Genomic DNA, 22,549 nt, shown 5'->3' on the forward strand with positions numbered 1-22,549 from the left:
CCGAGATGCCGATCCACATAAACTAAGCGGCAAAAAAAAATGGGCGAAACGCCCATCATCTTATTGCCGGTGGTCGCACCTGAGCCGCACATGAAACCGCACGCCCAGTGACTTCGTGATTGTAGCCATTTTTCACGATGAACGCAAACCGCCGACCGGCCACTGACGCCCATTTGCGGCTGATTCCGCCGTAATCAAGGCGTGAAACCGGGTGTTTTACGGCATTTCCTGCCGATGGCCTCGCGCGACGCAAACCAGCGAAGCAGCGTAGGCGAAGCAGGCCCAACGCAAACCGGGGCGCGAACGCCCCGGTCATTCAATCATGCCACGCGACGGGCAGATCAAGAGTGCCCGCAACGATGACGCAATCAGCGTCCGCGCGATCGGTTGCGGGGCGCGCCGCCGCTGCGATTGCCGCCGCCGGCGTTCGGATTACCACCGGTGCGATTGCCGCCGTTGCTCGACCGGTTGCCGCCCGGCGCGCCGTTCGGCGTGCGGCCACCGCCGCTTCCGCCGCGCTTCGCATTGGCGCCCGCAGCCGCGCGATTGCCCGAAGGCGCGCGATTACCGTCGACGTCGCCGCGACCAGGACGGCCACGCCCTTCGCCGCGATTGGGGTTCGCATTGCCGAAGCCGCCGCCAACGCCAGAATTCAATGCGCCGAATGCGCCCGCGCCCTTCCCGCCGCGCCGGTTCTGACCGCCACCGCGTGGCTGCTGCTGATCGAAACGTCCATGCGACATCAGCACCGGCTCGCGGTTGATGAAGCCCATCGACGTCTGCATCGGATCAGGCTGACGACGCTCCGGCTCGCCACGGCGTCCGCCCTTCTCTTCGGCCGGCGCCTTCAGACCCACCGACGCCAGCAGGCTGCGCACCTGATTGTCTTCGAGTTCTTCCCAACGGCCGCGCTTCAGGCCGCGCGGCAGCGTGATCGGACCGTGACGCGTGCGGATCAGCCGGCTCACCATCAGGCCGACGGCTTCGAACATTCGGCGCACTTCGCGGTTGCGCCCTTCGGCGAGCGCGACGTGATACCAGTGATTCGTACCTTCGCCGCCACCGTCGCGAATACGCAGGAAGTTCGCCGGACCATCGTCCAGTTCAACGCCGTGCAACAGCTTTTGCCGGTTGCCTTCCGCCAGCTCTCCGACCACGCGCACCGCGTATTCACGCTCGACGCTGTAACGCGGATGCATGAAGCGGTTCGCCAGATCGCCCGACGTGGTCAGCATCAGCAAGCCTTCCGTATTGAAGTCGAGGCGGCCGACAGCCAGCCACTTCGCGGTCTTCATCGGCGGCAGCTTGTCGAATACCGACGGACGGCCTTCCGGGTCGGCATGACTGACGATTTCGCCCGTCGGCTTGTGATACAGCAGCACACGAGGCGGTTTGTTCTGCAGCTTGCGCTTGACGGGCTTGCCGTTGATGCGCACCAGATCGGTCGGCATGATGCGCTGGCCGATGTGCGCCGGCTCGCCATTGACCGACACGCGGCCCGCGACGATCAGCTCTTCCATCTCGCGGCGCGAGCCCATGCCCGCCTCGGCGAGCACCTTGTGCAGCTTGGGCGCGTCGTCGTCCGGCGACAGCACGCGCTTGGGCGCGGCCGGCCGGCCACGGCGCAGCATCGGCGCACGCACGCCGCCCGTTCCGGTGTTGTCGGCATCGAAGGCCGGCGACGTCACCCAGGCGAACAGATCGTCCTGCTTGTCGCCTTCGGCCGATGCCGCAGGCGCCACGTCACTCGCATCGCCACCACGGCTCTTGCGCTGATTGCCTTGATTACCTTGCCGCGGGCCCTGCTGGCCGCCCTGGCCTTGTCCCTTGCCGCCCGCGCGACGGCCGCCCTGGCCTTGTCCCTTGGCGGCCGCGTCCTTGCGCGGCATCCGCACTTGCGCGACGACTTCGCCGTCGGGCGGCGCTTCCGTCACGACGGATGCCGGCTGCGCGGCAGCGTCGGCCGTCTTCGCCTTCGTCCCCGCGCGGCGGCGCGCGATCAGGCTGCGCGGACCGCGTCGCAGGCCGCGGCGCGGACGCTCGTCGCCTTCGGCGTCCGGCGCCTGCGCGCCGCGCTCGCTGTCGCCCGCCGACGTTTGCGCCGTGCGCGTTTCGTCGGGGCGCGCAGCAGCGAAGGCGCGCTCGGATTCGGACGAATCGGTGTCGTGGATGTCTGTCAAAACAACCTCAAAATGTCAGGTCGCGCGCCCATTGCGGGCGCGGCAAAAAGTACGGTTACGTCAGGCGCTGCGCGACTCGGTTTCGTCGTCGGCGAGTTCGCCCGCGTCGGGTGCGGTGTCGCGGCGATCATGATGATCGTCATGCACTGCTTGACTCTGGTCTGGTCCGGCCGGGTTGGCGCGAGCCGCGTCCCCAGTCTCGTTATGCAATTCGCGCGTGCCTTCCTGCGGCTCTTCCGACTGCGCGTCGAAACCGGCTTCATGAGCCAGTTCTGTTTCGTGCGTCGCCTCGTCGGCGATGCGGTGTTCGGTGTGCGCCAACGCATCCGTGCGCTCGACGCCGCGTTCGGCATGGTCAACAGATGCTTGCGACGCCGTGTGCACGTCTTCTTCAAGCGTTGCCACTTCGCCCGCGTCGGGTTGCGGCTGCGTTTCTTCGCTGGCGCGTTCAGCTTCGACGGCGGCATCCGGCGGTTCTACACCTTCGGGTGCAGCATGAGCCATGCCATCGACAGCGTCGTCGCCCACGACCACAGCGACGCTCTCGACCTCGACATCGACCGTTTCGCCGTCCGTGAACTCGATTGCGTGCTGCGCGAGCAGATCGATGTTCGATTGCGCCGATGGATCGTCGAGCGGCGGCAGTTCTTCGAGCGACTTCAGGCCGAGGTCGTCGAGAAACGAGCGCGTCGTCACGTAAAGCGCCGGGCGGCCCGGCACATCGCGATGGCCGATCACTTCGATCCAGCTGCGGTCTTCGAGCTGCTTCACGACCTGCGTATTCACGGTTACGCCGCGAATTTCCTCGATATCGCCGCGCGTGACGGGCTGCCGGTACGCGATGATCGCAAGTGTCTCGAGCACCGCGCGCGAATACTTCGGCGGCTTCTCGGGATGCAGGCGGTCGAGATACGTGCGCATCGCGGGCTTGCTCTGGAAACGCCAGCCGGACGCCAGTCCGATGAGTTCGACACCGCGTCCGGACCAATCGTGCTTCAGGTCTTCAAGCAACGTGCGGACCGTATCCGCCGACACGCCGTCGGCAAACAGCTTACGCAAATCACCGAGCTTTAACGGCTCCTGCGCGCAGATCAAGGCAGTCTCGAGGACGATCTTCGCCTCTTGGGTATTCATGCAGCTAGGTCAGACCCTGTGGTCAAAGAAACCGGATCAAACAGACGATGTGGAACTGAAGACGCGCTCGCCCGATTCTGATCGGTCATATTGATGGGAGCACGCACCGGGGGGAGGCGAAAAAGGCATCGAGCCAAACCCAGCCGGACGACGGAGCAGCGAAATTCCGCGAGGGAACCGCGTGACTGGCTGCCATATTACGCAAAAACAATCGGTGCGTAAAGACGAAATCCAAACTGCACCGTAATCGACATGTACGGCCATGCATAACGCGTCGGCGCGCCACGTGACTTCGGGACGCGGCGCCGTTATCCCATGACCAACACGTTCAGCGCATTCAGCGCGCGGCGCTGTGCCGTTCGAGATAGTCTTTGAGCCTCTCGACGCCCGCGTCGAGCCGCGCCGTGTCGCACGCGTAGCACCAGCGCACGAAGCCCTCGCCTTCGGGCCCGAACGCGCTGCCGGGCGCGAGCCCGAGCCTCGCATCCCGTACCAGCGCCTTGCACAGATCGAGACTGCGCGACGCGCCCGGCAACGAGAAGAACACGTACATCGCACCCGGCGGCGCCTTCACGTCGACGCCCGGCACGGTCGACAGCGCCCTCACCAGGTGATCGCGCGAGGCCCGCAAATCGGCGACCAGTTCGCGCGTGAACGCCGCGCCCTGCTCGATCGCCGCGATGCCCGCCTGCTGCACGAACGCCGGCGAACAGGACGTGTTGTACTCGACGAGCTTGCCGAGATCGTCCATCAGCGAGGCCGGCGCGACGATCCAGCCAAGCCGCCAGCCCGTCATCAGCCACGCTTTCGAGAACGAGTTGACGCAGATCACGCGCTCGTCGCGCGCGGCGAGGTCGAGGAACGACGGCGCAGTTTCGCCCGGCTCGCCTGCGTAGTAGAGACGCTCGTAAACCTCATCGGCAACGATCCAGATGCCGTGGCACCGGCAATGCTCGAGCACGGCGCGCTGCTCGTCGCGGCTCATCACCCAGCCGGTCGGATTGTTCGGCGAGTTCAGCATCAGCAGCTTGGTATCCGGCGTCAGCGCGGCGAGCAGCCGCTCCAGATCGAGCTGCCAGCCCTGCGCACCATAATCGAGCGACACGGTTTCGACCTGTGCGCCGAGAATCTTCGGAATCTCGACGAGGTTCGGCCACAGCGGCGTCACGGCCACCACGCGGTCGCCCGCGCCCACGACCAGTTGCGCCGCCAGCATCAGTGCATTGACGCCCGCGCTCGTCACGGCCACCTGTTCGGCCGATGTCGGCCCGTGCAGCGCGCTCACATAGCGCGCGAGCGTCTCGCGCAACGGCGCGATGCCGAGGTTATGCGTGTAGAACGTCGCGCCTGAAGCGAGCGCCGTGCTCGCGGCATCGCGAATGAACGGCGGCGTCACGCGGTCGGACTCGCCGAACCAGAACGGCAACACGTCCGGCAAACCAAAGCCGGCGTTCGCGACTTCGCGGATCTGCGACGGACGCAGCGCACGCACGGCGTCGCGGGCGTCCGGTCGCGCGGTTGGCAGCGACGCGGTTGGCATCGATTCAGGCATCTGAGACGGGGCAAGTCCGTTTGGCGCATCGAGGGTCCCGGCGGGTCTGTCGAAAGATGCGAGTGTAACGTGTCGCAAAATGTGGACGGCGCGAATCCGGCAAGCGCGCCCGATCGCGGCCTCAGCGCAAATCCTCGGTCCGGCCGGGCACCTGGTGAATCAGATTCCACACGGCGTCGGCGGCGGGCGACAGCGAGCGGTCACGCCGCCGCACCAGTTCGACAGTCCGTTCGGCGCGCGGCACGAGCGGCCGGGCGACCAGCGACGATCCCGCCGGCAGCGGCATCGCGAGCCACGGCAGCACACTCACGCCGATACCCGCCTGCACCAGTCCGAACACCGTCGACGGATGGCCGAGTTCCTGCACGATATTGGCGCTCACGTTGTGCGCTTCCAGTGCGGCGTCGATGATCGGCCGGCTGCCCGACGCGTGATCGAGCATGACGAGGCGCTCGCCGTCCAGTTCGCGCCATGCGACCTGCGCGCGCGACGCGAGCGGATGGTCTTCGCGCGACACGAGGCAAAACGAGTCGGTCATCAGCGGCTCGGTGAACAGGTCGTCGGCGGATAGTGGGCCGATCACCACGCCGAAATCCACCTCGCCCGACTTGACCTTGCGCACGACGTCGCTCTGCACGTCGTCGCGCAGCCCGAGCGTGATGTACGGAAACTGCGCCCCGCACGCCGCGACGATATTCGGCATCAGCCGGCACGCAATGGTCGGGCTGGCCGCCACCATCACCCGGCCGCGCCGCTGCTCGCCGATTTCACGAATCTCGCGCAGCGCGTCGTCGAGATCGGTCAAGAGACGCGACACGCTCGCCACCAGATTGCCGCCGACGTCCGTCAGCTGGACTTCCCGCGTCGTCCGGTCGATCAGCTTCAGGCCGATCTCGGCCTCCAGTTCACGCACGCACCGGCTGACGGCCGACTGCGTCAGCCCGATTTCGCTCCCCGCGCGGCTGAAGCTCTGCAGCCGCGCCACTTCGATGAACACGCGCAGTTGGCGCAGCGTCACATTCATCCCCTCTCCTCATGAATGACGTCGTTTGATGCGGATTTTATGCTCCGAAACACGTTCGCGCACGGTTTCATCGAGTTCGCTGCAATGCAGCAGAAAGGCGCAAACGCACGCGGGACGGGCCTGATTGCACAAGATTGGTGATTGTCCCGATTTGCGTGATGAGTTTTTTGGATTCTCATACGGGCCAGGCTAACGCCCGAAACGGCTTGATGTGGCGGGGCTTCGAGGCGGTTAAGTGTAAGGTGGCACGCTTCATGCATTTCCCCTTGCACAAGAGTCGGCGCTGATTCGGACTGGTGAAAAAACGGTTCGCTAAGGCATAGGCCGGCTCTCCGCCGGCGCCCGATACCGATCGGGCGCATGAAGAGTGCGCAGCGCGGGGCAGCGCACCGGAGTTAGCTTCGCTGAGGTGAAACATGATGGTGTTCGACGATTTGAGAGACAACGAGTGGGCGCTGGTTGAGGCGTTGTTCTGTGCGGAGCCCGCACGGAGCGAACGCCGTGGTCGACCACGCGTCGAAGCTCGCGCGGTAGTCAACGCCGTGTTGTGGGTTTTGTCGACGGGCGAGGGCTGGTCCAAGTTGCCGGGCCGTTATCCGTCGCCGCCGACGTGCCGTCGTCGTTTCGACGAATGGCAGGCCGACGGTACACTCGCGGAAATTGTGAAACGTCTCGGCACGAGCGGCCGCGAGATTTCGCTGCGCGGGCGCATTGGCGCGACGGCTGCGAAGCCGCCTGCACCGCCGAGCCGCGACCGTCTGCGCGGCGCGTTCTGGACCAATCCGGAATCGTGGCGCGCACCTGTCAAGATGGCCTGATACAGCTATTCACGCAACCGGGCGCCCTTGGGCGCCCGGCGCGTTTCTGAGGCCGGCGCCCGTTCGGCCCGATTCCCCTGATTTAAAGAGGCGTTGCACGCGTGCGCGAGCTCGATCGCGTGCGCACGGACGCTGAATCAGCGTCTCCGCCTCCTTGACGACGGCCTGACCCGTCCGTCGATTTTTCCGCTGGTTACAACACCGGCGCGTCCGTCTTCGCGCATCGCCGCACGCGAGCGCCGACGCCCTTCCCGCCCGCCTGCGTCCGCAGTCATTCCGTCGGCATATCGACGGTGACGGGGCGAAACATCCATTTACTTTTATTTACAGCATGCTTTCGCAGCGCGGCATACCGTATGAGTATGCAAATAAGCCCGTCCCGGCCGGCTTGTCGGGAACCGATCATGAGGCCAATGTCACTGCATGTCTGCGGCCTGCTCGTGTCACTGCTCGCTGCGACTGCATTCGCGCAACAACGACCGCAAGGCTGGAACTGGCGGCCGGAGCAGCCTGCCACGCTTCAGGCGTGGCAGCAGGCGGAAACGCGCAATCAGAATTTCACGCCACCGACGCCGCGTGGCGATCTGCGCGGCGATATCGCGAGCAACGTTCGCGCGCGGCCCGATGGGCAGCGTGACGACGCGCCGCAGCGGCGGCATGCGCCCGGCGCGCATTAACGCCCATTAAGCGCGTCGAGGGCATGACCGAGCCCGAGCGTTCTGCAAAGACGTATGTGGAAGATGTGCGATATCGGGAACCACCTGCCGTGTCACCAGTCTCATCAATGCCATTAAGCACAGCGTGGCAGAAGTAATTCCGGTATGCCCGTATCCTCGCGATACGGGCTTTTTTTTGCATCTACGACCGGTCAGATCCGCGCAGCACGGCGCGCCACCCGGCGCAAATCGGGCGTCATAAAAGAAGTGTAAAAACGGGGAAATGGCGGCGACATGCCCTCGACGCGCATCATGCGGCGCGTTGTCCGCGCGCTCCGTTGTTCTCACGTGCGCGCGCCCTGCGAAGCACCGTCGCCTAGACGGCAGTTGCCCTCTCTCCGGCGACCGCGCCGGCGAAAACATAGCTGCGCACACGGCGCGCGTCCCAGTCGAGAGAGCGCTCATCGCGCGCGAGCCGCGCAAATTCGGCGCGGCCGAGTTCGGTCAGCACCGCAATGTCCACAGGAGCATGGAAACCCGGCGCAGGAGCGACTGTCCGTTGACGAACGGTGTCCATCATGCCAAGCGAACGGAGATATTGAAAAACGCCCGGGCGCTTGGCCCACGGCACCTGACGGTATTGCGCCCGTCGCAGCGCCTCGAGTACGACTTCGTTGGAATAAGCGGTCATCTCACTTCTTTCTTAAAGTGCAGCCATGACTTATTTGTTCGCGACACAATGGCACGTCTGCTGACGTGCGCACGACGGAGGGCGAAGATTTCACGCCTTACCCGCCAATGCGGCCATTGGCCGCCGTTTATTTCGGCCCCCGTGTGAACGCCGTGCTAGCGTTCTGCTTCCAACTGGCGGCGATGCGACCCATGAAGCCGCGATAGTCCGCTCGTGGAATGTCCGAATACCATACGTTACCCCAATAAAATTGATTCTTTTAACTTTATTGCTGCTTTTTTTTGCAGCTTTTATGCTGCTGCGCAGCGCCCGCACGCTGATCGGCATGACGACCATCGTGGTCTTCTGGGCGCTCGGCGCGGGGTGGCTCGCCCAGCCCTTGCTCGATCTCGCCCAGCCCGGCGCGCCGCCCGGCGGACAGACGGTTGCTCCCGCAACGTACGCCGCCCGCACCGCCATCGTGATGCTCGGCACGGGCACCATTCAACGCGACGGCAAGCTCGTTCCGCCCACGGACGGGATCGCCCGCATCGTCAAGAGCGCCGATCTCTACGCGCGCTGCAAGCGGGTCAGTCCCGTTTGCCACGTCATCGTCAGCGGCGGCAATCCGCAGCAGCACGAAGCGACGGAAGCCGACACCTACCTGCCCTACGTACTGCGCGAAGGGGTGCCGCGCGGCGACGTCATCCTGGAAAATACCAGCATGACGACGTACGAAAACGCCCGCAACGTCGCTGCCATTCTGCCCGACGGATATTACGGTTCGTTGATCCTCGTCACATCCGCCTTTCAGATGCCGCGGGCCTTGCTGGACTTCCACCGCTTCGGGATGAATCCGCTGCCTGTCGTGTCGAACACCCGTCGCGCAACGCGCGGCCTGCTGCCCCGCCGGGCAAACTTCTTCAACGCCGAGATCGCGCTGCATGAACTGATCGGCATCGCGCAGTTTCATGTCTACCGGCAGATCGGCTGGTTCTGATCCTCGCCGCGCGCGTGGCAGCTTGCTTAGCTATCCGATGGATTCGAAGCGACCCGTCGACCACTGCGTGTCACGCACAAGTGGGAAAATCTGACTTGTCGCGACACGCGCGGCGAAGCGCATCACAATACGGTCAATGGGCGATGGCTTCTGTGAAGCGCCTTCGCGCCTGCAGCCCATAAATGTAACAAGACGTAACTGTATGTGAATTATGTTACAGAAGACACGCTGGACTGAACATTGCTGGCTAGAATGCACTGTCGTTCCAACGGACAGGCCATACTCGGGTCCACAACCACTCTCTACGGAGGCAACGATGAAGAAAGTGTCCCTGGCAATCCTGGTTTCCCTTTCGGCACTGACGGGCGCGGCTTACGCGCAACAGGATCAAGGCGTGCAGATGAGCACCGATCCGGCAAAGGCCGCCGACATCGAGCAGCGCGCGCAAGATCTACAGGCAAAGCAGCAGGCGATGGAAAACGCGCCGCCAGCTCAGATGAAGCATCAGAAGGGCATGCATCACAAGAAGCCGGCCGCGCCGGCCCAGTAGCACGCTCTGTTGCGCATCGGCCCGACGCGCACGGGAAACATGCAGGCGCGCTTCGCGGCCGAACCACTGCGCAATGCAAAAAAGCCGAAGCCGTTCAACACGGCCTCGGCTTTTTTATTTGTGCTGGCGGGCGTCGATGACGGTCGGCGGGCAAATCACGCGCCGATCGCATGTCGCGAAGCGCGCATCGACGTTATGCTAAAGTCGCGCACCTAAGAGTCAACCCACTTCACCCAACCCGCGTGCGCCCCTGGTGCGGAGGACAGAATGAGCAACATCCAGCTGGACATCGAATGGACTGAAGCAGCATCCCGCAAGATCGAAAAACTCATGCCGCGTGGCAATCAGGATGCGTTCCTTGCGCTGCCGCCCGTCGAATGTCTGCCGATGGAAGGCGACGTGCTGTTTCTCGGACCGGCCGGCAAGCAGCAGCCGTTCATCGTCGCCGAGCGCCAGTATCATCATGAAGGCGACGCGGACTGGACGATCATCCTGATCCTGGACGTGCCGCAAGCGACGCATTGAACGTATCGCGCGCCTGATTCCCCGATCGCGCTTCGTTGAGCTTCAATCCGGGCCCGACAGCCACGCTGCCGGGCCTTGCTGTTTTCAGCCTCGCCCACTGCGCGTGCCAACTGTTACGCGATCTTCGACACGATGCGCAGTTCCGCCGATTCGATCCATTGCGCGGACGCCTTCTTGTAGGCCTCGATATGCGCCGACTTCGCGTGCGCGGCGAGCGCTTCCTCACTTTCCCAACGCTCGAAGAACACGAAGCGGCGCGGCTCGCGCAAATCGCGATGCAGATCGTACTGCAACGCACCGCGCTCCTTGCGCGTCGGTCCGACAATGCCCTCGAGCGCCGCGCGCAACTGCTCTTCATGCCCCGGCTTCGCCACCGAGATCGCCACCACCGCGATTTCCGACATGCTGCACTCCAGTTTTTGAAAACCAGCAGCATAGCGCCGCTGCCACAAACGCGCCGGCAATCTTCGCCAACTTCGAGTCATAACTGCGCAGACACTTGTAGCCGTCTGTGATAACCCGAACATTCGAATCGCATACGAACTGCTAGACTGATTTCGACGAACTGAACTGGACAACTGAGCGGAGTCGCGCGTGAACGGCATCGATCCGATTGCCTTTGGGCCCGACCTCCATTGCGCCGATGTTGCGCATGCCTGCCACCGGCATGTCGCTGCACACGGGCGAGCGCCGCACGCTGCATAGGACAATCTGCCGTCATGCCAAACGTCGACGATACGACGCTCACTGGCCTTCTGCAGCATATGGTGCAGGACGAGGCCGGATGGGCCGCGCCGTGGCGAACCATTACGTTGCGCAGCGTCTTCCAGCCGGTCGTCTCCGTGACGCATCAGCGCGTGGTCGGCTACGAAGCGCTGCTGCGCGCCTTCGATCCCGTCGGTCATCCGATCTCACCTGCCGTGCTGTTTTCGGGCACCCGCTCGACGGCCGATGCGCGCGCGCTCGACCGCCTCGCACGCTGCCTGCATGTGGCGAACTTCATGTCGCAAGGCATCGAAACGGGATGGCTGTTCCTGAACACGCGGCCGCAGGTATTCGAAACGGGTTGGCCGCAGCGCCCGTTCATCGATGAACTGTCGGAGCATTTCGGACTGCCGCAGGAACGCATCGTGATCGAAGTGCTCGAGCAGCCCGCCGACGACGAATCCGCCGTTGCCAGCATGCTCGCCGCATCGCAGCCGCGCGAATTCCTGATCGCCATCGACGACTTCGGCACCGGCTTTTCGAACTTCGATCGCGTGTGGCGCTTCCGTCCCGACATCGTGAAGCTCGACCGGTCGCTGGTGGCGCGCGCCGGCCGCCAGGACAACGACAACTCGCTGATCGGCCATCTGATCAACATGCTGCATCAGTCGGGCACGCTGGTGCTCGCCGAAGGCGTCGAAACGGAAGACGAGCTGATGACGCTGATGCAGGCCGACGTCGATTTCATCCAGGGCTACTGGTTCGGCCAGCCGAAAGCGTCGATCCAGGCGGCGACCGCGCGTGTGCCCGAACTGATCGAGCAGATGTGGCAACGCTTCGAAAGCTACGAGCGCTCGCATTCGCGCTATCAGCGGCCGGGCTTCGAAGGATTCACGGAAGCCGTGCTCGCGGGCGCCGCGCTCTACATGCAGACGGGCGACCTGGAAGAAGCCGCGAAGCCCGTCTTCCTGCTGCCCGACGCGCGCCGCGTGTTCGTGCTGAGCGATCGCGGCGAGCAACTGGCGCCGTCGATCACCGCAAGCGGCACGCCGTCTCCACCTGCGCGGCTCGCGCCGCTCTTTCCCGACACGCGCAACAACTGGTCGCGGCGCGCGTATTTCAAGCATGCGCTCGCCGCGCCTGGACGCGTCGCGATGATGGGGCCGCACTGTTCGCTGATGGATGGCCAGGATTGCTACACGGCGGCTGTCACCGTCCAGCGCGACGGCGCGACGCATGTGTTCTGCGTCGACTTCCTGCCCGAAGTGTGTAACGCGAGCCCTGTTTGAGGCAAAGCACGCTGCGTGGCGCTGTTGCTACGCTGCCGCGCCCTACTCGTGCGAGACGCGCTGCCGTCCCGATTTCACATCGCTGCGTTTCGCCTTGCCTTCGAGCCGGCGCTCCTTCGACGCACGCGTCGGCCGCGTCGCGACACGCGCCTTGCGGGTCACGCTGACGCTGTCGATCAGCGCGTCGAGCCGCGCCAGCGCCGCCACGCGGTTCATTTCCTGGGTTCGGTATTCCTGCGCCTTGATGATGACGATGCCGTCGCGTGTGATCCGATAGTCGCTCATCGCGAGCAAGCGCATCTTCAACACCTCGGGCAGCGACGAGGCGCGCACGTCGAAGCGCAGATGAATCGCGCTCGACACCTTGTTGACGTTCTGCCCGCCCGCGCCCTGCGCGCGCACGGCCGTCAGTTCGATTTCGTTCGGCGGGATCGGATAGCGTGAAGTCATGTCAAAGAGTCGTGCACGGAACGGGAAGTGTAACCGGCTATTTGCTAACGCATGAGCGGTATGCGAATTGCGTGCACACAGCGTGGCATTGGCGTTGCCTCCGGGTTGCTCACGCAGCGCGCCACGCATTTGCCGTCCATCGCCGATCTCGCCGATACTGACATTTTCAGCCCGAGGGCCAATTATCGTGATGAAGATGCGCCCCGCGCAGGTGCTCGAACTCGTCGTCAATCTCGTGTTGCCGTGGGTCGCGTACCGCCTCGCGCAGCCGTACTGGGGCGAGACGGGCGGGTTGATTGCGTCGGCCGTGCCGCCCGTCGCGTGGAGCATCGTCGAACTCGTGCGCTTCAGGCGCGCCGACGCGCTCAGCCTGACCGTGCTGCTCGGCATCGTGCTGTCGATCGGCGCGATGGCGCTGGGTGGCGACCCGCGCATGCTGCTGTTCCGGGAATCGCTGGCGTCGGGCGCGATTGGCGTCGCGTTCCTGCTGTCGCTGCTGGTGGGCCGGCCCGCCGTTTTCTACCTGACGCGCGCGTTCGTCGCCCGCGAGATGACCAACGGCGCCGCCCATATCGACATGCTGTGGCGCGAGCGCCCGGCGTTCGCCCGGGGAATCCGGGTGCTGACGGCTACGTGGGGCCTCGGCCTCACGGGCGAAACCGCGCTGCGCGGCTGGATGGCGTGGCACTGGCCGATCGAGCGCGTGCTGGTGGTGTCGCCGTTCGTCGGTTATGGCATCTTCGGCGCAATGATGGTCTGGACGCTGTGGTACCGGCGCACGCTGCGCGACCTCGCGCAAAGCGAGGCGGAATCCGAAACGGAATCACCGCCCAGCACGGCCGCCAACTAATTCACGTCATCTCGCAGGTCCTGTCACACGTCATCCCGCATCGCCTCGACGATTCGCGCCGCAAGCCCGGAGTCGCGCTGCGTCGGCGTCGCGATCGCGCGCATCAGCACGGCCCGCGAGCCGACCACCTCGACCCGCTCGCGCGCCCGCGTGACGGCCGTATAGACGAGTTCGCGCGACAGCACCCGGCTGAACGTCGACGGCAGCATCAACACCGCGTGTTCGAACTCCGAGCCTTGCGACTTGTGGACCGTGAGCGCGAAGGCCGTGTCGTGCGGCGGCAACGCCGCGGGTGACACCGCACGCAGGCTACCGTCCGCGCTACGGAAGAACACGCGCAGCGCGCCGTCCGCGCCCGGCAGCGCGATGCCGATATCGCCATTGAACAGACCTAGCGCATAGTCGTTGCGCGTGACCATGATTGGCCGGCCCGCGAACCATTGCGCGCCGACAGCCAGCGGCACGCGCGCAATGCGCCGCACCTGCGCGGCCATCGCCGTATTCATCTGCTCGACGCCGCGCGAGCCGAGTCGCGTCGCACACAGGATACGGAAGCGATTGAGCGCGTCGAACAGTGCCAACGCGCGCGAGGCCGCGCCCGCTGCGCCGTCGGAGAGCGCCGTCGCGAGCGCGTCCGCGTAGGGCGCAAACCCGGCCGCAAGCCGCTGGATCGTGCGTTCGGCAGGCGTGGCATCGGTGTCTTCGTGAAACGCCGCGGCGCAGGGTTTGACGGGATCGATATGCAGCACGTCGAGCGCTTCCTGCGCGGCGCCGCGCCGGATCGCTAGCGACAACCGTCCGATCGCCGACTCCAGCCCGAAGCGATAGTTACGTTCGAGCCACACGACACAGTCGGCAAGCGGCGCAGGCTGCGCATCCTGCAATGAAGACGGCACGTCGGACGGCATGCCGAACAGGTCGTCGAAAAACGGCTGGGTGTCTTCCGACGGCGCATCGTCACGGCCCGTGGGCAACGCGTCACGCAAACGGCGTTCATCGATTCCCAGTGCCGTCGCGATCGAGCCGACGCCCTTCGCCGTGAACGCAGGTTGCGCGCTCAACTCGGCGAACACGGCGCCCGCTTCCACGGCCGCGAGTTGATCCTTGTCGCCGAGCATTACGAGATGCGTGTCAGGTGCGAGCGCATCGAACAGATGCGTCGCCATCGCGACGTCGATCATCGACGCCTCATCGATCACGATCACGTCATACGGCAGCGGGTTGTCCCGATGGTGCCGGAAGCGCCCATTCGGCCCGGTACCCAACAACCGGTGCAACGTGAACGACGTTTGCGGCAGACGCGCCGCGAGTTCCTGCGGCAACGAACTGGCGCGGGCGAGCAGCGCCTCCTGCATCCGCTGCGCGGCCTTGCCCGTCGGCGCGGCGAGCGCGATGCGCAAGTCCTCCCGCGCATCCAGCAGACAGGCGAGCACGCCAACCACCGTGGTCGTCTTGCCCGTGCCCGGACCGCCGCTGACGATCGTCAGCCGCCCGGACAGCGCCATCACGGCAGCCACGCGCTGCCAGTCGATCTGATCGTCCTGAGGTTCACCGAAATAACGCAGCAGCCTGTCGCGCAAACCTTGCGATGACATGCCCGCCGACACGGCATCTTGATCCGCGCCTCGCGCATGTCCAACGAGCGACTGCGCAAGCCGTCTCTCATAGTCGTAGTAACGCGCGAGGTAAAGCCGCCCTTGCCCATCGACGACGAGCGGGCGCAACGCATGCGCCGGCTGCATGCCGTCGCTTGCGACTCCGCTCGCGAGCAATGCGTCGCGCACCAGCGCGACTTCGGCGTCATAGCGCTGCGCGAGTTCGTCGAGCGGCACACACACGTGTCCTTCCGATGTCGCGCGGCTCGCAGCAAACGCGCCGCGCGCGGCCCAGCGCACGGCGTCTGCGGATGCACCGCCGCGTTGCGCAAGCGCGCTCACGCGCCGCGCGAAGCCTTCGGCAAGCGCCGTACTGAAATCCGCAGGTGTCGGGACATTGACCTCGACATCGGGCAATGGCTGATCGAACGTGCTCATCGCGCGCCTCCGTCCATCAATGCATCGAGCGCCACGACGAGCGCATAGTCCGGCCGCCGCGCATGCACCCCCGCCGCGTGTTCGCCGTGTCGCCAGTCGGGCCGCACGCCGCGCACGAACAGATACAGATAGCCGCCGATGTGCCTGTCATAGTCATAGTCCGCGAGTCTCAGCCGCAGATAGCGATGCAGCGCGACAACATAAAGCAGCGCCTGCAGGTGATACGCGTGGCCCGCCATCGCATCGTCGAGCGGCGCGGCGGCGTAGTCGCCGGGCGTGTCACCGAGATGATTCGACTTCCAGTCGATCACCCAGAAGCGCCCCTCGTGCTCGACGATCATGTCGATGAAACCCTTGACGAAGCCACGCAGCGCGCCCGGTTCCAGCGCGACATCGGGAAAGCCGTGCGCTGCGAGCAGTGCGCGCAACGCGGGGAAGTCCAGCGATGCCGCCGAGAACAGAAACTCCATCTCGTTGAGCCGGCGCTTCGGATCGAGCGCCGCGAGCGTCATGCCGGGCACGAGTTCCGTGCTGACGATATCGGTGAGCAGGCGGTGCATCATCGCGGGCAGACGTTGCGCGAGTTCGGGCTCGGCGGGCGCTGGCCGTTCATGCAGCGCACGTTCGATCGCGTGCGGCCACGTACTGCGATCGGAGAAATCGGCGAGTTCGAACATGCGGTGCAGACATTCGCCCGCTGCCGGGCCGCGCGGAAACGCGAGGATGTCGTCGGGCGCAAGTTCGACGGGCGCTGTGACGACATCGAAAACGGGCGCGTGCGGTTCGCCCGTCGCGATGTCCGCCAGTTCGTCGTGATCCGGACGCGCTTCTTCGCTGACCGTCGACGCATCGTCGGTGCGCGAGCCCGCCGCGATCAGCGAGCTGAAGCTCGCCATGCGCCACGTGTCGCGCAACGCGCGCTGGTTCATGCGCGCGCGCATGCGAGCGCCGCTGTCGGCCAGGCTTTCCAGCGGCACCCGACGCGTAACGGACGGCAGATCCGCGATGGCCACCGGGTCGCCTGCCAGCGCCTCCCAATGCTGATAAACCGAGTCGTCATCGAGCGGCTTCGCGAGCCACTCGTCGAAATCGCGCGCTTTGCCCGCAACGAGCCAGTTCAACACGCTACGCGCCGATTCCTTCGTCGATCTCGACGCCAGATAAGCGCCCGCCACCAGGTAACAGCGATACACGGCCCGCGTCAGCGCGACATAGATCAGCCGCGCGCGTTCGGCCGCCTGTTCGCGCATCGCCTGGCGGTTGGCATAGTCGGCCTGCTCGTCGTCGCTGCCGTAATGAAGCACGGCCGAACCCTCGTCATCGTGATATTCGAGCGCGTCAGGCAGGACGGTCGCATACGGCTCGCGCAGGCGGCCGTCATTGAGGAACGGACAGAACACGACGGCGTATTCGAGACCCTTTGACTTGTGCACGGTGACGATCTGCACGAGGTTGCGGTCCGATTCGAGCCGCAGTTGCGCTTCTTCGCCGCCCCGCCCGCTTTCCGCGCGTTGCGCGGCGAGCCAGCGCAAGGTCGGCGCGATGCCCGGCTGCGTCGCGGCGCGCGCCTGCACGAGTTCGGCCAGATGGTTGACGTTGGTCAGCCGCCGCTCGCCCTCCGCGCCTTCTACGAGCCGCTGCGCAACGCGCAGCTCGCGCATCAGCGTGCGCCACATGACGGCGAAGCCGCGCTCGTGCCACAGCATCCGGTAACGCGAGAAGCGCTCGACCCAGCTCATTGCATCGACAGAGTGAGCGGCGTCGCCCGATATGGACGAAGCGTCGTCGATCTGTTCGAGCCGCCACAGCGTGGCGGCATCGAGACCGAACCAGTCGGTCGCTAGCGCCGCGCGCAGGCGGCGCAGATCGCCCGGCGTATCGACGGCGGCCAGCACGCGCTCGATCTGCTCGGCGTCGAGCGATTCGAACACCGACGCCTGCGCCAGCTCGACGCTGCCCACGCCCCACGCGGACAACACGCGCTTGATCAGACTGCCCTGCTTGTGCGTCTGCACGAGCACAGCGATATTGCCGGGTGCGAGCGGCTTGTCGCCGATCATGACGCTGCCCTCGCGCGCGCCGCGCAACAAGCGCACGATCTCCGCCGCGCACGCCTCGCTCGCCACACGCTGCGCGTCGCGCTTGGTCAGCACCGCGTCGCCTCGCGGCAGCGTCCACACGCGGAAGTCACCGTCAGCCGCGACGTCGCGGTCGATGAAAGGCGGCCGATGCCGCTCGCCTGCCCGCACAGGTTGATAGTCGAGCCCTTCGAGCACGAACGCCCGCGCGTTCGCTTCGAAAATGCGGTTGCACGCATCGACGATGGGTGCCGTCGAACGCTGATTGACGGCGAGCGTGTATCGCGCCGACGCCTGCGCGCGGGCCGCGAGATAGGTGTGCAGATCGGCCGCGCGAAAACTGTAGATCGCCTGCTTCGGATCGCCAACGAGAAACAGCGGACCCTTCGGCGCGAAGATGCGGTTGAAAATCGCGAACTGCAGCGGGTCCGTATCCTGAAACTCGTCGATCAGCGCAGCGGGATAGCGCTTGCGCAACGCATCCGCCAACCACACATGACTGGCGAGCGCGCGATACAGGTTCGACAGCAGATCGTCGAACGACACGACGCGGCGCGTGCGCTTTCGTGCCGTCAGTTCGTGCGGCGCGTAGTCGAGCCACTTCTGCACGAGACCTAGCCAGCGCGCGCGCTGCGCAGCTTCCGCCGCGAGCGAGGCGGCGGCGAGTTCGTCGGCTGCAATGAAGAACGCATGCGCGGGCGGCTCGAAATTCTTCTTCGTGCCTTTCGTCAACGCGCTGGCCGTCAGTTTCAGCGCTACTTTCGGCGGTGCTGCGTGACAGTCGTCCTGCGCGAAATAGTCACTCCACGCGCTGATCGCAGCGCTCACCGTTTCGGCTTTGTGCGACGTCTTGCTCAGACGCTCCTGCACCTGTTCAAGCAGACGCACGATGTTGTCGCGCTCGGCGTACCACATCTCGCAGGCTTCGTCGAAGCGCGCCTGCATATCGTTCGGCGCACCTTCGGCTCCGCCGACATCGCCCCATCGCAATTGCGCAAGCGGCTTCTTCAGGCGCCGCGCAAGCTGTTCATCGAGCGACGCGGGACCCGCGCCCTTCTCGACCAGCCACGCTGCGAACGACCGATGCGCCGCCGCAACGGGTTCCACCCGCTCGCGCCAGAAGTCGGCGGCCAGCTCGAAACGCAACGCGGCATCGTCCGCTTCCATCTCGAACGCGAATGGCATCGCGGCGGCGAACGGCGCCTCCTGCAACGCGCGCTGACAGAACGCGTGGATCGTGTGGATGGCTGCCTGATCGAACGTACGCAACGCGCGGCGCACGGTCTTTGCGGCCACTTCGAGGTCGATACCGCGTTCTTCGGAAAGCGTCGTTTCGAACAGCCGGACGATGAACGGATCGCCGCCATCGTCGCCCGTTTCGATCGCGCGCTGAACTTCGGCGAGACGCCCGCGTATGCGTTCATGCAATTCGGCCGTCGCGGCTTTCGTAAACGTCACGACGAGAATCTGATCGGCGCTCAGATTCTTCTCCAGCAACAACCGCACATAGAGTGCGCAGATGTTCCATGTCTTGCCCGTTCCCGCCGATGCCTCGATCTGATTGACGCCATCCAGATCGCACGCGAACACATCGAGTTCCTGCGCCGCCGGCGCATGCATCCATGCCGTGCCGCTCATGATGCGCTCCTCAGATGCGCGACCAGCGGCTTGAAAACGATCGCGGCCAAGGTGCCGAACGGTTCGTCGAGCGTTAGGGGCACGCCGCGAAACGCGATGCGTAACGCAGCATCATCGGACTCGCCCCGCACGCGGTCGCTGATCCACGCGCCTTGCGCGGCGGAATCGCCATCGCCGACCTTCGCCCACGCGCTCTTCGGGAAAAAGCGCAGCGGAAACGCGCGCCCTGCGTTGAACAACGCGGCAAGCGGCGCCAGTTGATCCAAAGGCTTTTCGACGGGCGCAAGTTCGAACGACTCGCCGCTTGCATGCCATACCGTGCGCCGAGGACCGTCAGGCAACGCCGCGCAATAGACGAGATGCGACAGCCACGCGGACAGATAATCCCGCGCCGTGGGCCGCGCGTAACGGAACACGACCTGCCCCGTCGGCGTCAGCAGATTGAGCGTGCCTTGCAGTTGCACTGGACCTTCCGATGTTTTGCGCAATGCCGTTTCGTAAGCACCAAAGAGCGCGACGTCGCCGGTGTCGGGCCAGCGCGCGTGGATGTCGAGCGAAAACGGCAGGCGCGTGACGCCCGACGCCACTTCGCGCCGCACGCGGTCGGCAAGGCCGCGCAACGCCGATAGCTCGCGCGTACGCCATACCGCGCCCGTCGCACCGCCCGGCAACTCGGGGCTCGCTTCCGCGACGCGCTGCACGCGCTCGAACGCCGCGCTGTCGAAGTCCGTATCGAGCAGCGCGGGCAACAGACGCTCGGCCAATGCATCGCGGCCCGCGAAGTCGAGCTCGAACGGCTCCATGTCGAGCAGTTCGCCTTGCGCATCGGAAAGCACGATGCCGAGGCGGTCACGCAACAATGCGCGCGCGGGATGCCGCCAGAACCGCTGGAAGTCGTCGAAGGGCACGGGCTCGTTCGGCACGGCGGGCAACGGCGCATCGAAGAATGGCGCGGGCGCCTCGCCTGACGGCGCGGCGAGCAATGCGGCCAGTTCCGCGCGGTCGCTGTCGTACGTGAAGAGGCCGCTCTTTGTATTGAAGTAATCGGAAGCAAACGGCTGCAACGGATGCTCGACGATGAACGCGCGCCGCGCCGCGTCGAGTTCGGCAGGCGACGCATCCTCTGCGGATGAAACGCGCGCGAGGTGATCGAGCAGCTCATCGACGAGTGCGGCAGGCGGCAATGGCGCGTTATCGCGAATGCTGCGACCCGTGTACGCGATCAGCAGACGGTCTCGCGCGGCAAGCAGCAGATCGAGGAACAGATTGCGCTCGTCGTCGCGCCGCTGGCGGTCGCCCGCCTTGCCGAACTCCGCCATCAGATCGAACTCGTCGGCGCGTGCGAGACTCGGCAGCACACCGTCGTCCATGCCCAGCATGCAGACGATCCTGAACGGCAAGCCACGCAGGCTCGTCAGCGATGAAAACGTGACGCTGCCCCACGGCACGCCGCCGCGTGCCGGGTCGTCGAGCGCTTCCGACAGCGACGTGCGCACCACGGCGGCCGGCAACGCCGTGTCGCCCGCGCCCGCGCGCATGGCTTCGCTCATGGCATCGACGGCATCGCGCACCGTGGCGAGGCTATCCGCGAAATCGACACCGCCGTCGAAGCACCGGCCCAGCACTTCGAGCAGCAACTGCGTCCACTCGACGGGCGTCATGTCGTCGGCGCAACGGCGCGCGAACGCGTCGACATCGTCGACGAAACTCGCGAGACGTCCTAGCAGTTCCGCGTCCGAGCCGTCCGCGCCTTCGACGGGCAGCCAGGCATCGACGGGCTGCCCGCCTTCCGGCATCGCGTAGCCGAGAAAGAGGCGCGTCAGCGCGTCGGCGAAGGTGTGGCGTGCGACAGGTATCGCGCTGTCGGCGGGCGGCATGGGCGCGAGACCGCGCCGCGCACCCGCTGCCGCGAGCCATTCCTGAATATCTTCGAGCGCCGCTGCATCGATGCCGTAGCGCGCGGCAATCGCATCGACACGCAGCCATTCGATCAACTCCGGCGCGCCAACATTGCGCTCGGGCAACGCGAGCCAGTCGAGCAGCACGCGCGCCACCGGGTTCGCCTGCGAAGGCGGCAAGCCGGTGATGCGATACGGGATGCGGCGCGTGTCGCCCGACGGCGCGGTGCCGAACACGGCGTCGATGAGCGGGCCTGCTGCGCCGAGATCGGGCAAAGTGACGAGCACATCGGAAGGCTGCAGATCGTCGAACTCGTCGAACCAGCCCAGCAGGCGGTCGTGCAGCACTTCGAGCTGGCGCGCGAGGCTATGGCACACATGCACTTCGATGCCGTGCGCTTCCGGTTGCGTGTCGAGTTCGCGCTCGTCGCGCAGATCGAGCATGCCGTTCTGCACGGCGGCGAGCCACGTCGGCGCGGCGTTTTCGGCGAAGTACGAGGCTTCGGACGATGCGGCGCTCTCCGTCAGCTCGTGCAGCATGTGAAGCTGCGCCTGCGTCTGGCGCGCCCATTCCGCGAGCAGCGGATGGCCGACTTCCTGATAGTCGAGCTGGCCCGCCGCATCGAGCGCTTCGACGCGCCCCACGCTGACGATGTCGAACCAGAACTCGCGGCAAGGGTTCATCGCGTACACGCGCACATCGATCCAGCGCGACAACTCGCGCAGCAACGCGATATGCAGAGGCGGCATGGTCGGCAGCGCGAACACGCTGACGGACTCGGGCCACTCGGCCCGCGCAATCGCGTCGAGATCGAGCGAGCGCACTTCGTCGAGAAAGCGATAGGCAGGCGGCGTGGCGGCGTCCGCGGAATGCGCGTCGCCTGCGACCTCGCCAAGCAGCGTGCGCCACAACGCGCCCTGCCAGCGCTCGTCCTCACGCGCCGCGGCGCTCGCGCCCGTCAGACGCGGGCCGGAGTCGTCCGCTGCGCCGCTTGCGAAGATCGAACCGCCCTTCTGCCATTGCAACAGCCATTCGGGACGATAGGTCAGATAGTGGTCGAGCACCGTCGCGACGCGGCGCGCAAGTTCATAACGCATCGGCGCGTCGGCGGCATCGAGGTAACTGCGCAGACGCGGCGACGCATTCCACGGCCGCGCTTCGTCGGCATCGCCGAGCAGACGGTAGCAGCGCCACACGAGCCGGTCCGGCGAGAAAGGCGAACTCTTCGGCACGTCTTTGATGACGCCGCCGATCTGCGTCCACAGCCATTGGGCGAGGTAACTGAACTGGATGTTCGCGCACACGCCTTGGCGCGCGGCAATATCGAGTTCCAGCCGCCGCCGCACGGCCGCGCTCGGTACGATCACAGGTTGCGCCGTCCACGGACTGGAAGGCGTGGCACCCAGTCCGTCGAGCAGCGCGCCGACGAGCACATCGTACCGGTTCGAATAGAAAAGCTGGAGCATGGAATGGCTTGAAACAGGCGGCGCCGCGCTGA

The 22,549-nt window shown here is 65.5% G+C and carries 17 protein-coding genes and 1 pseudogene; 8 read left to right on the forward strand and 10 right to left on the reverse strand.

Features of this window, described 5'->3' with window-relative positions:
* Nucleotides 1-368: 368 nt before the first annotated feature.
* From rluB to H1204_RS10235, 4 genes are all read right to left on the reverse strand, one after another.
* The gene (gene rluB / locus H1204_RS10220; protein WP_180728209.1) at nucleotides 369-2,180 is read right to left on the reverse strand and encodes a 23S rRNA pseudouridine(2605) synthase RluB; all 1,812 of its coding nucleotides are present in this window, start codon (nucleotides 2,178-2,180) and stop codon (nucleotides 369-371) included.
* Nucleotides 2,181-2,240: 60 nt separating this feature from the next.
* Complete coding sequence (gene scpB, locus H1204_RS10225) at nucleotides 2,241-3,314, reverse strand: SMC-Scp complex subunit ScpB (RefSeq protein ID WP_180728210.1); 1,074 nt, start codon at nucleotides 3,312-3,314, stop codon at nucleotides 2,241-2,243.
* A gap of 337 nt (nucleotides 3,315-3,651) precedes the next feature.
* A complete protein-coding gene (locus tag H1204_RS10230; RefSeq protein ID WP_243468470.1) occupies nucleotides 3,652-4,854 on the reverse strand; it encodes a pyridoxal phosphate-dependent aminotransferase in 1,203 nt (400 codons plus the stop codon).
* Between the two features lie 133 nt (nucleotides 4,855-4,987).
* A complete protein-coding gene (locus H1204_RS10235) occupies nucleotides 4,988-5,890 on the reverse strand; it encodes a LysR family transcriptional regulator (RefSeq protein WP_180728212.1) in 903 nt (300 codons plus the stop codon).
* A gap of 419 nt (nucleotides 5,891-6,309) precedes the next feature.
* Between H1204_RS10235 and H1204_RS10240 the strand changes: the two are divergent.
* Both H1204_RS10240 and H1204_RS10245 read left to right on the forward strand, forming a co-directional pair.
* Nucleotides 6,310-6,696 (forward strand): annotated as a pseudogene (locus tag H1204_RS10240) (transposase); the annotation flags it as partial.
* A gap of 416 nt (nucleotides 6,697-7,112) precedes the next feature.
* Nucleotides 7,113-7,385, forward strand: a complete 273-nt coding sequence (locus H1204_RS10245; RefSeq protein WP_180728213.1) for a hypothetical protein — start codon at nucleotides 7,113-7,115, stop codon at nucleotides 7,383-7,385.
* 355 nt (nucleotides 7,386-7,740) lie between these two features.
* Here H1204_RS10245 and H1204_RS10250 read toward each other — a convergent pair whose 3' ends face one another.
* Nucleotides 7,741-8,055 (reverse strand): hypothetical protein, encoded by a 315-nt coding sequence (locus H1204_RS10250; protein WP_054930255.1) that lies wholly within the window; start codon nucleotides 8,053-8,055, stop codon nucleotides 7,741-7,743.
* 292 nt (nucleotides 8,056-8,347) lie between these two features.
* On the opposite strand from H1204_RS10250, the gene H1204_RS10255 reads away from it, so the two are divergent.
* From H1204_RS10255 to H1204_RS10270, 4 genes are all read left to right on the forward strand, one after another.
* Nucleotides 8,348-9,034: a YdcF family protein gene (locus H1204_RS10255; RefSeq protein ID WP_180728214.1), complete on the forward strand. Its 687-nt coding sequence runs from the start codon at nucleotides 8,348-8,350 to the stop codon at nucleotides 9,032-9,034.
* 316 nt (nucleotides 9,035-9,350) lie between these two features.
* Entirely contained in the window at nucleotides 9,351-9,584 is a 234-nt protein-coding gene (locus H1204_RS10260) for a hypothetical protein (protein WP_180728215.1), read from the forward strand.
* A 9-nt stretch (nucleotides 9,585-9,593) separates the two neighbouring features.
* On the forward strand, nucleotides 9,594-9,800 hold the full coding sequence (locus tag H1204_RS10265) for a hypothetical protein (protein WP_180728216.1): 207 nt from the start codon (nucleotides 9,594-9,596) through the stop codon (nucleotides 9,798-9,800).
* A gap of 51 nt (nucleotides 9,801-9,851) precedes the next feature.
* Entirely contained in the window at nucleotides 9,852-10,109 is a 258-nt protein-coding gene (locus tag H1204_RS10270; protein ID WP_007588495.1) for a hypothetical protein, read from the forward strand.
* Between the two features lie 113 nt (nucleotides 10,110-10,222).
* Here H1204_RS10270 and H1204_RS10275 read toward each other — a convergent pair whose 3' ends face one another.
* Nucleotides 10,223-10,513: a putative quinol monooxygenase gene (locus H1204_RS10275; protein ID WP_036004624.1), complete on the reverse strand. Its 291-nt coding sequence runs from the start codon at nucleotides 10,511-10,513 to the stop codon at nucleotides 10,223-10,225.
* A gap of 315 nt (nucleotides 10,514-10,828) precedes the next feature.
* Between H1204_RS10275 and H1204_RS10280 the strand changes: the two genes are divergently transcribed.
* Entirely contained in the window at nucleotides 10,829-12,103 is a 1,275-nt protein-coding gene (locus H1204_RS10280; RefSeq protein WP_180728217.1) for an EAL domain-containing protein, read from the forward strand.
* Nucleotides 12,104-12,145: 42 nt separating this feature from the next.
* On the opposite strand, the gene arfB is transcribed toward H1204_RS10280, so the two are convergent.
* On the reverse strand, nucleotides 12,146-12,553 hold the full coding sequence (arfB, locus tag H1204_RS10285) for an alternative ribosome rescue aminoacyl-tRNA hydrolase ArfB (RefSeq protein ID WP_180728218.1): 408 nt from the start codon (nucleotides 12,551-12,553) through the stop codon (nucleotides 12,146-12,148).
* A gap of 190 nt (nucleotides 12,554-12,743) precedes the next feature.
* Between arfB and H1204_RS10290 the strand changes: the two genes are divergently transcribed.
* Nucleotides 12,744-13,403, forward strand: coding sequence for a VC0807 family protein (locus H1204_RS10290; protein WP_180730926.1), 660 nt, complete (start codon nucleotides 12,744-12,746; stop codon nucleotides 13,401-13,403).
* A gap of 23 nt (nucleotides 13,404-13,426) precedes the next feature.
* On the opposite strand, the gene recD is transcribed toward H1204_RS10290, so the two are convergent.
* The 3 genes from recD to recC are packed head-to-tail and all read right to left on the reverse strand — an operon-like array spanning nucleotide 13,427 to nucleotide 22,517.
* Entirely contained in the window at nucleotides 13,427-15,436 is a 2,010-nt protein-coding gene (recD, locus tag H1204_RS10295) for an exodeoxyribonuclease V subunit alpha (RefSeq protein ID WP_180728219.1), read from the reverse strand.
* Complete coding sequence (gene recB, locus H1204_RS10300; RefSeq protein WP_180728220.1) at nucleotides 15,433-19,152, reverse strand: exodeoxyribonuclease V subunit beta; 3,720 nt, start codon at nucleotides 19,150-19,152, stop codon at nucleotides 15,433-15,435. The genes recD and recB overlap by 4 nt, the downstream gene beginning before the upstream one ends.
* On the reverse strand, nucleotides 19,149-22,517 hold the full coding sequence (gene recC, locus H1204_RS10305) for an exodeoxyribonuclease V subunit gamma (protein WP_180728221.1): 3,369 nt from the start codon (nucleotides 22,515-22,517) through the stop codon (nucleotides 19,149-19,151). The genes recB and recC overlap by 4 nt, the downstream gene beginning before the upstream one ends.
* Nucleotides 22,518-22,549: the final 32 nt, after the last annotated feature.

It is taken from the genome of Paraburkholderia sp. PGU19 (genome assembly GCF_013426915.1).
Taxonomy (GTDB): domain Bacteria; phylum Pseudomonadota; class Gammaproteobacteria; order Burkholderiales; family Burkholderiaceae; genus Paraburkholderia.

Bases quoted from the DNA above. Each gene is read 5' to 3' on its own strand.
- arfB (WP_180728218.1), bottom strand. From the start codon at position 12,553: ATGACTTCACGCTATCCGATCCCGCCGAACGAAATCGAACTGACGGCC.
- H1204_RS10245 (WP_180728213.1), top strand. From the start codon at position 7,113: ATGAGGCCAATGTCACTGCATGTCTGCGGCCTGCTCGTGTCACTGCTC.
- scpB (WP_180728210.1), bottom strand. From the start codon at position 3,314: ATGAATACCCAAGAGGCGAAGATCGTCCTCGAGACTGCCTTGATCTGC.
- H1204_RS10290 (WP_180730926.1), top strand. From the start codon at position 12,744: ATGAAGATGCGCCCCGCGCAGGTGCTCGAACTCGTCGTCAATCTCGTG.
- H1204_RS10235 (WP_180728212.1), bottom strand. From the start codon at position 5,890: ATGAATGTGACGCTGCGCCAACTGCGCGTGTTCATCGAAGTGGCGCGG.
- H1204_RS10280 (WP_180728217.1), top strand. From the start codon at position 10,829: ATGCCAAACGTCGACGATACGACGCTCACTGGCCTTCTGCAGCATATG.
- H1204_RS10275 (WP_036004624.1), bottom strand. From the start codon at position 10,513: ATGTCGGAAATCGCGGTGGTGGCGATCTCGGTGGCGAAGCCGGGGCAT.
- H1204_RS10255 (WP_180728214.1), top strand. From the start codon at position 8,348: ATGCTGCTGCGCAGCGCCCGCACGCTGATCGGCATGACGACCATCGTG.
- recD (WP_180728219.1), bottom strand. From the start codon at position 15,436: ATGAGCACGTTCGATCAGCCATTGCCCGATGTCGAGGTCAATGTCCCG.
- recC (WP_180728221.1), bottom strand. From the start codon at position 22,517: ATGCTCCAGCTTTTCTATTCGAACCGGTACGATGTGCTCGTCGGCGCG.
- H1204_RS10230 (WP_243468470.1), bottom strand. From the start codon at position 4,854: ATGCCAACCGCGTCGCTGCCAACCGCGCGACCGGACGCCCGCGACGCC.
- H1204_RS10260 (WP_180728215.1), top strand. From the start codon at position 9,351: ATGAAGAAAGTGTCCCTGGCAATCCTGGTTTCCCTTTCGGCACTGACG.
- H1204_RS10250 (WP_054930255.1), bottom strand. From the start codon at position 8,055: ATGACCGCTTATTCCAACGAAGTCGTACTCGAGGCGCTGCGACGGGCG.
- recB (WP_180728220.1), bottom strand. From the start codon at position 19,152: ATGAGCGGCACGGCATGGATGCATGCGCCGGCGGCGCAGGAACTCGAT.
- H1204_RS10270 (WP_007588495.1), top strand. From the start codon at position 9,852: ATGAGCAACATCCAGCTGGACATCGAATGGACTGAAGCAGCATCCCGC.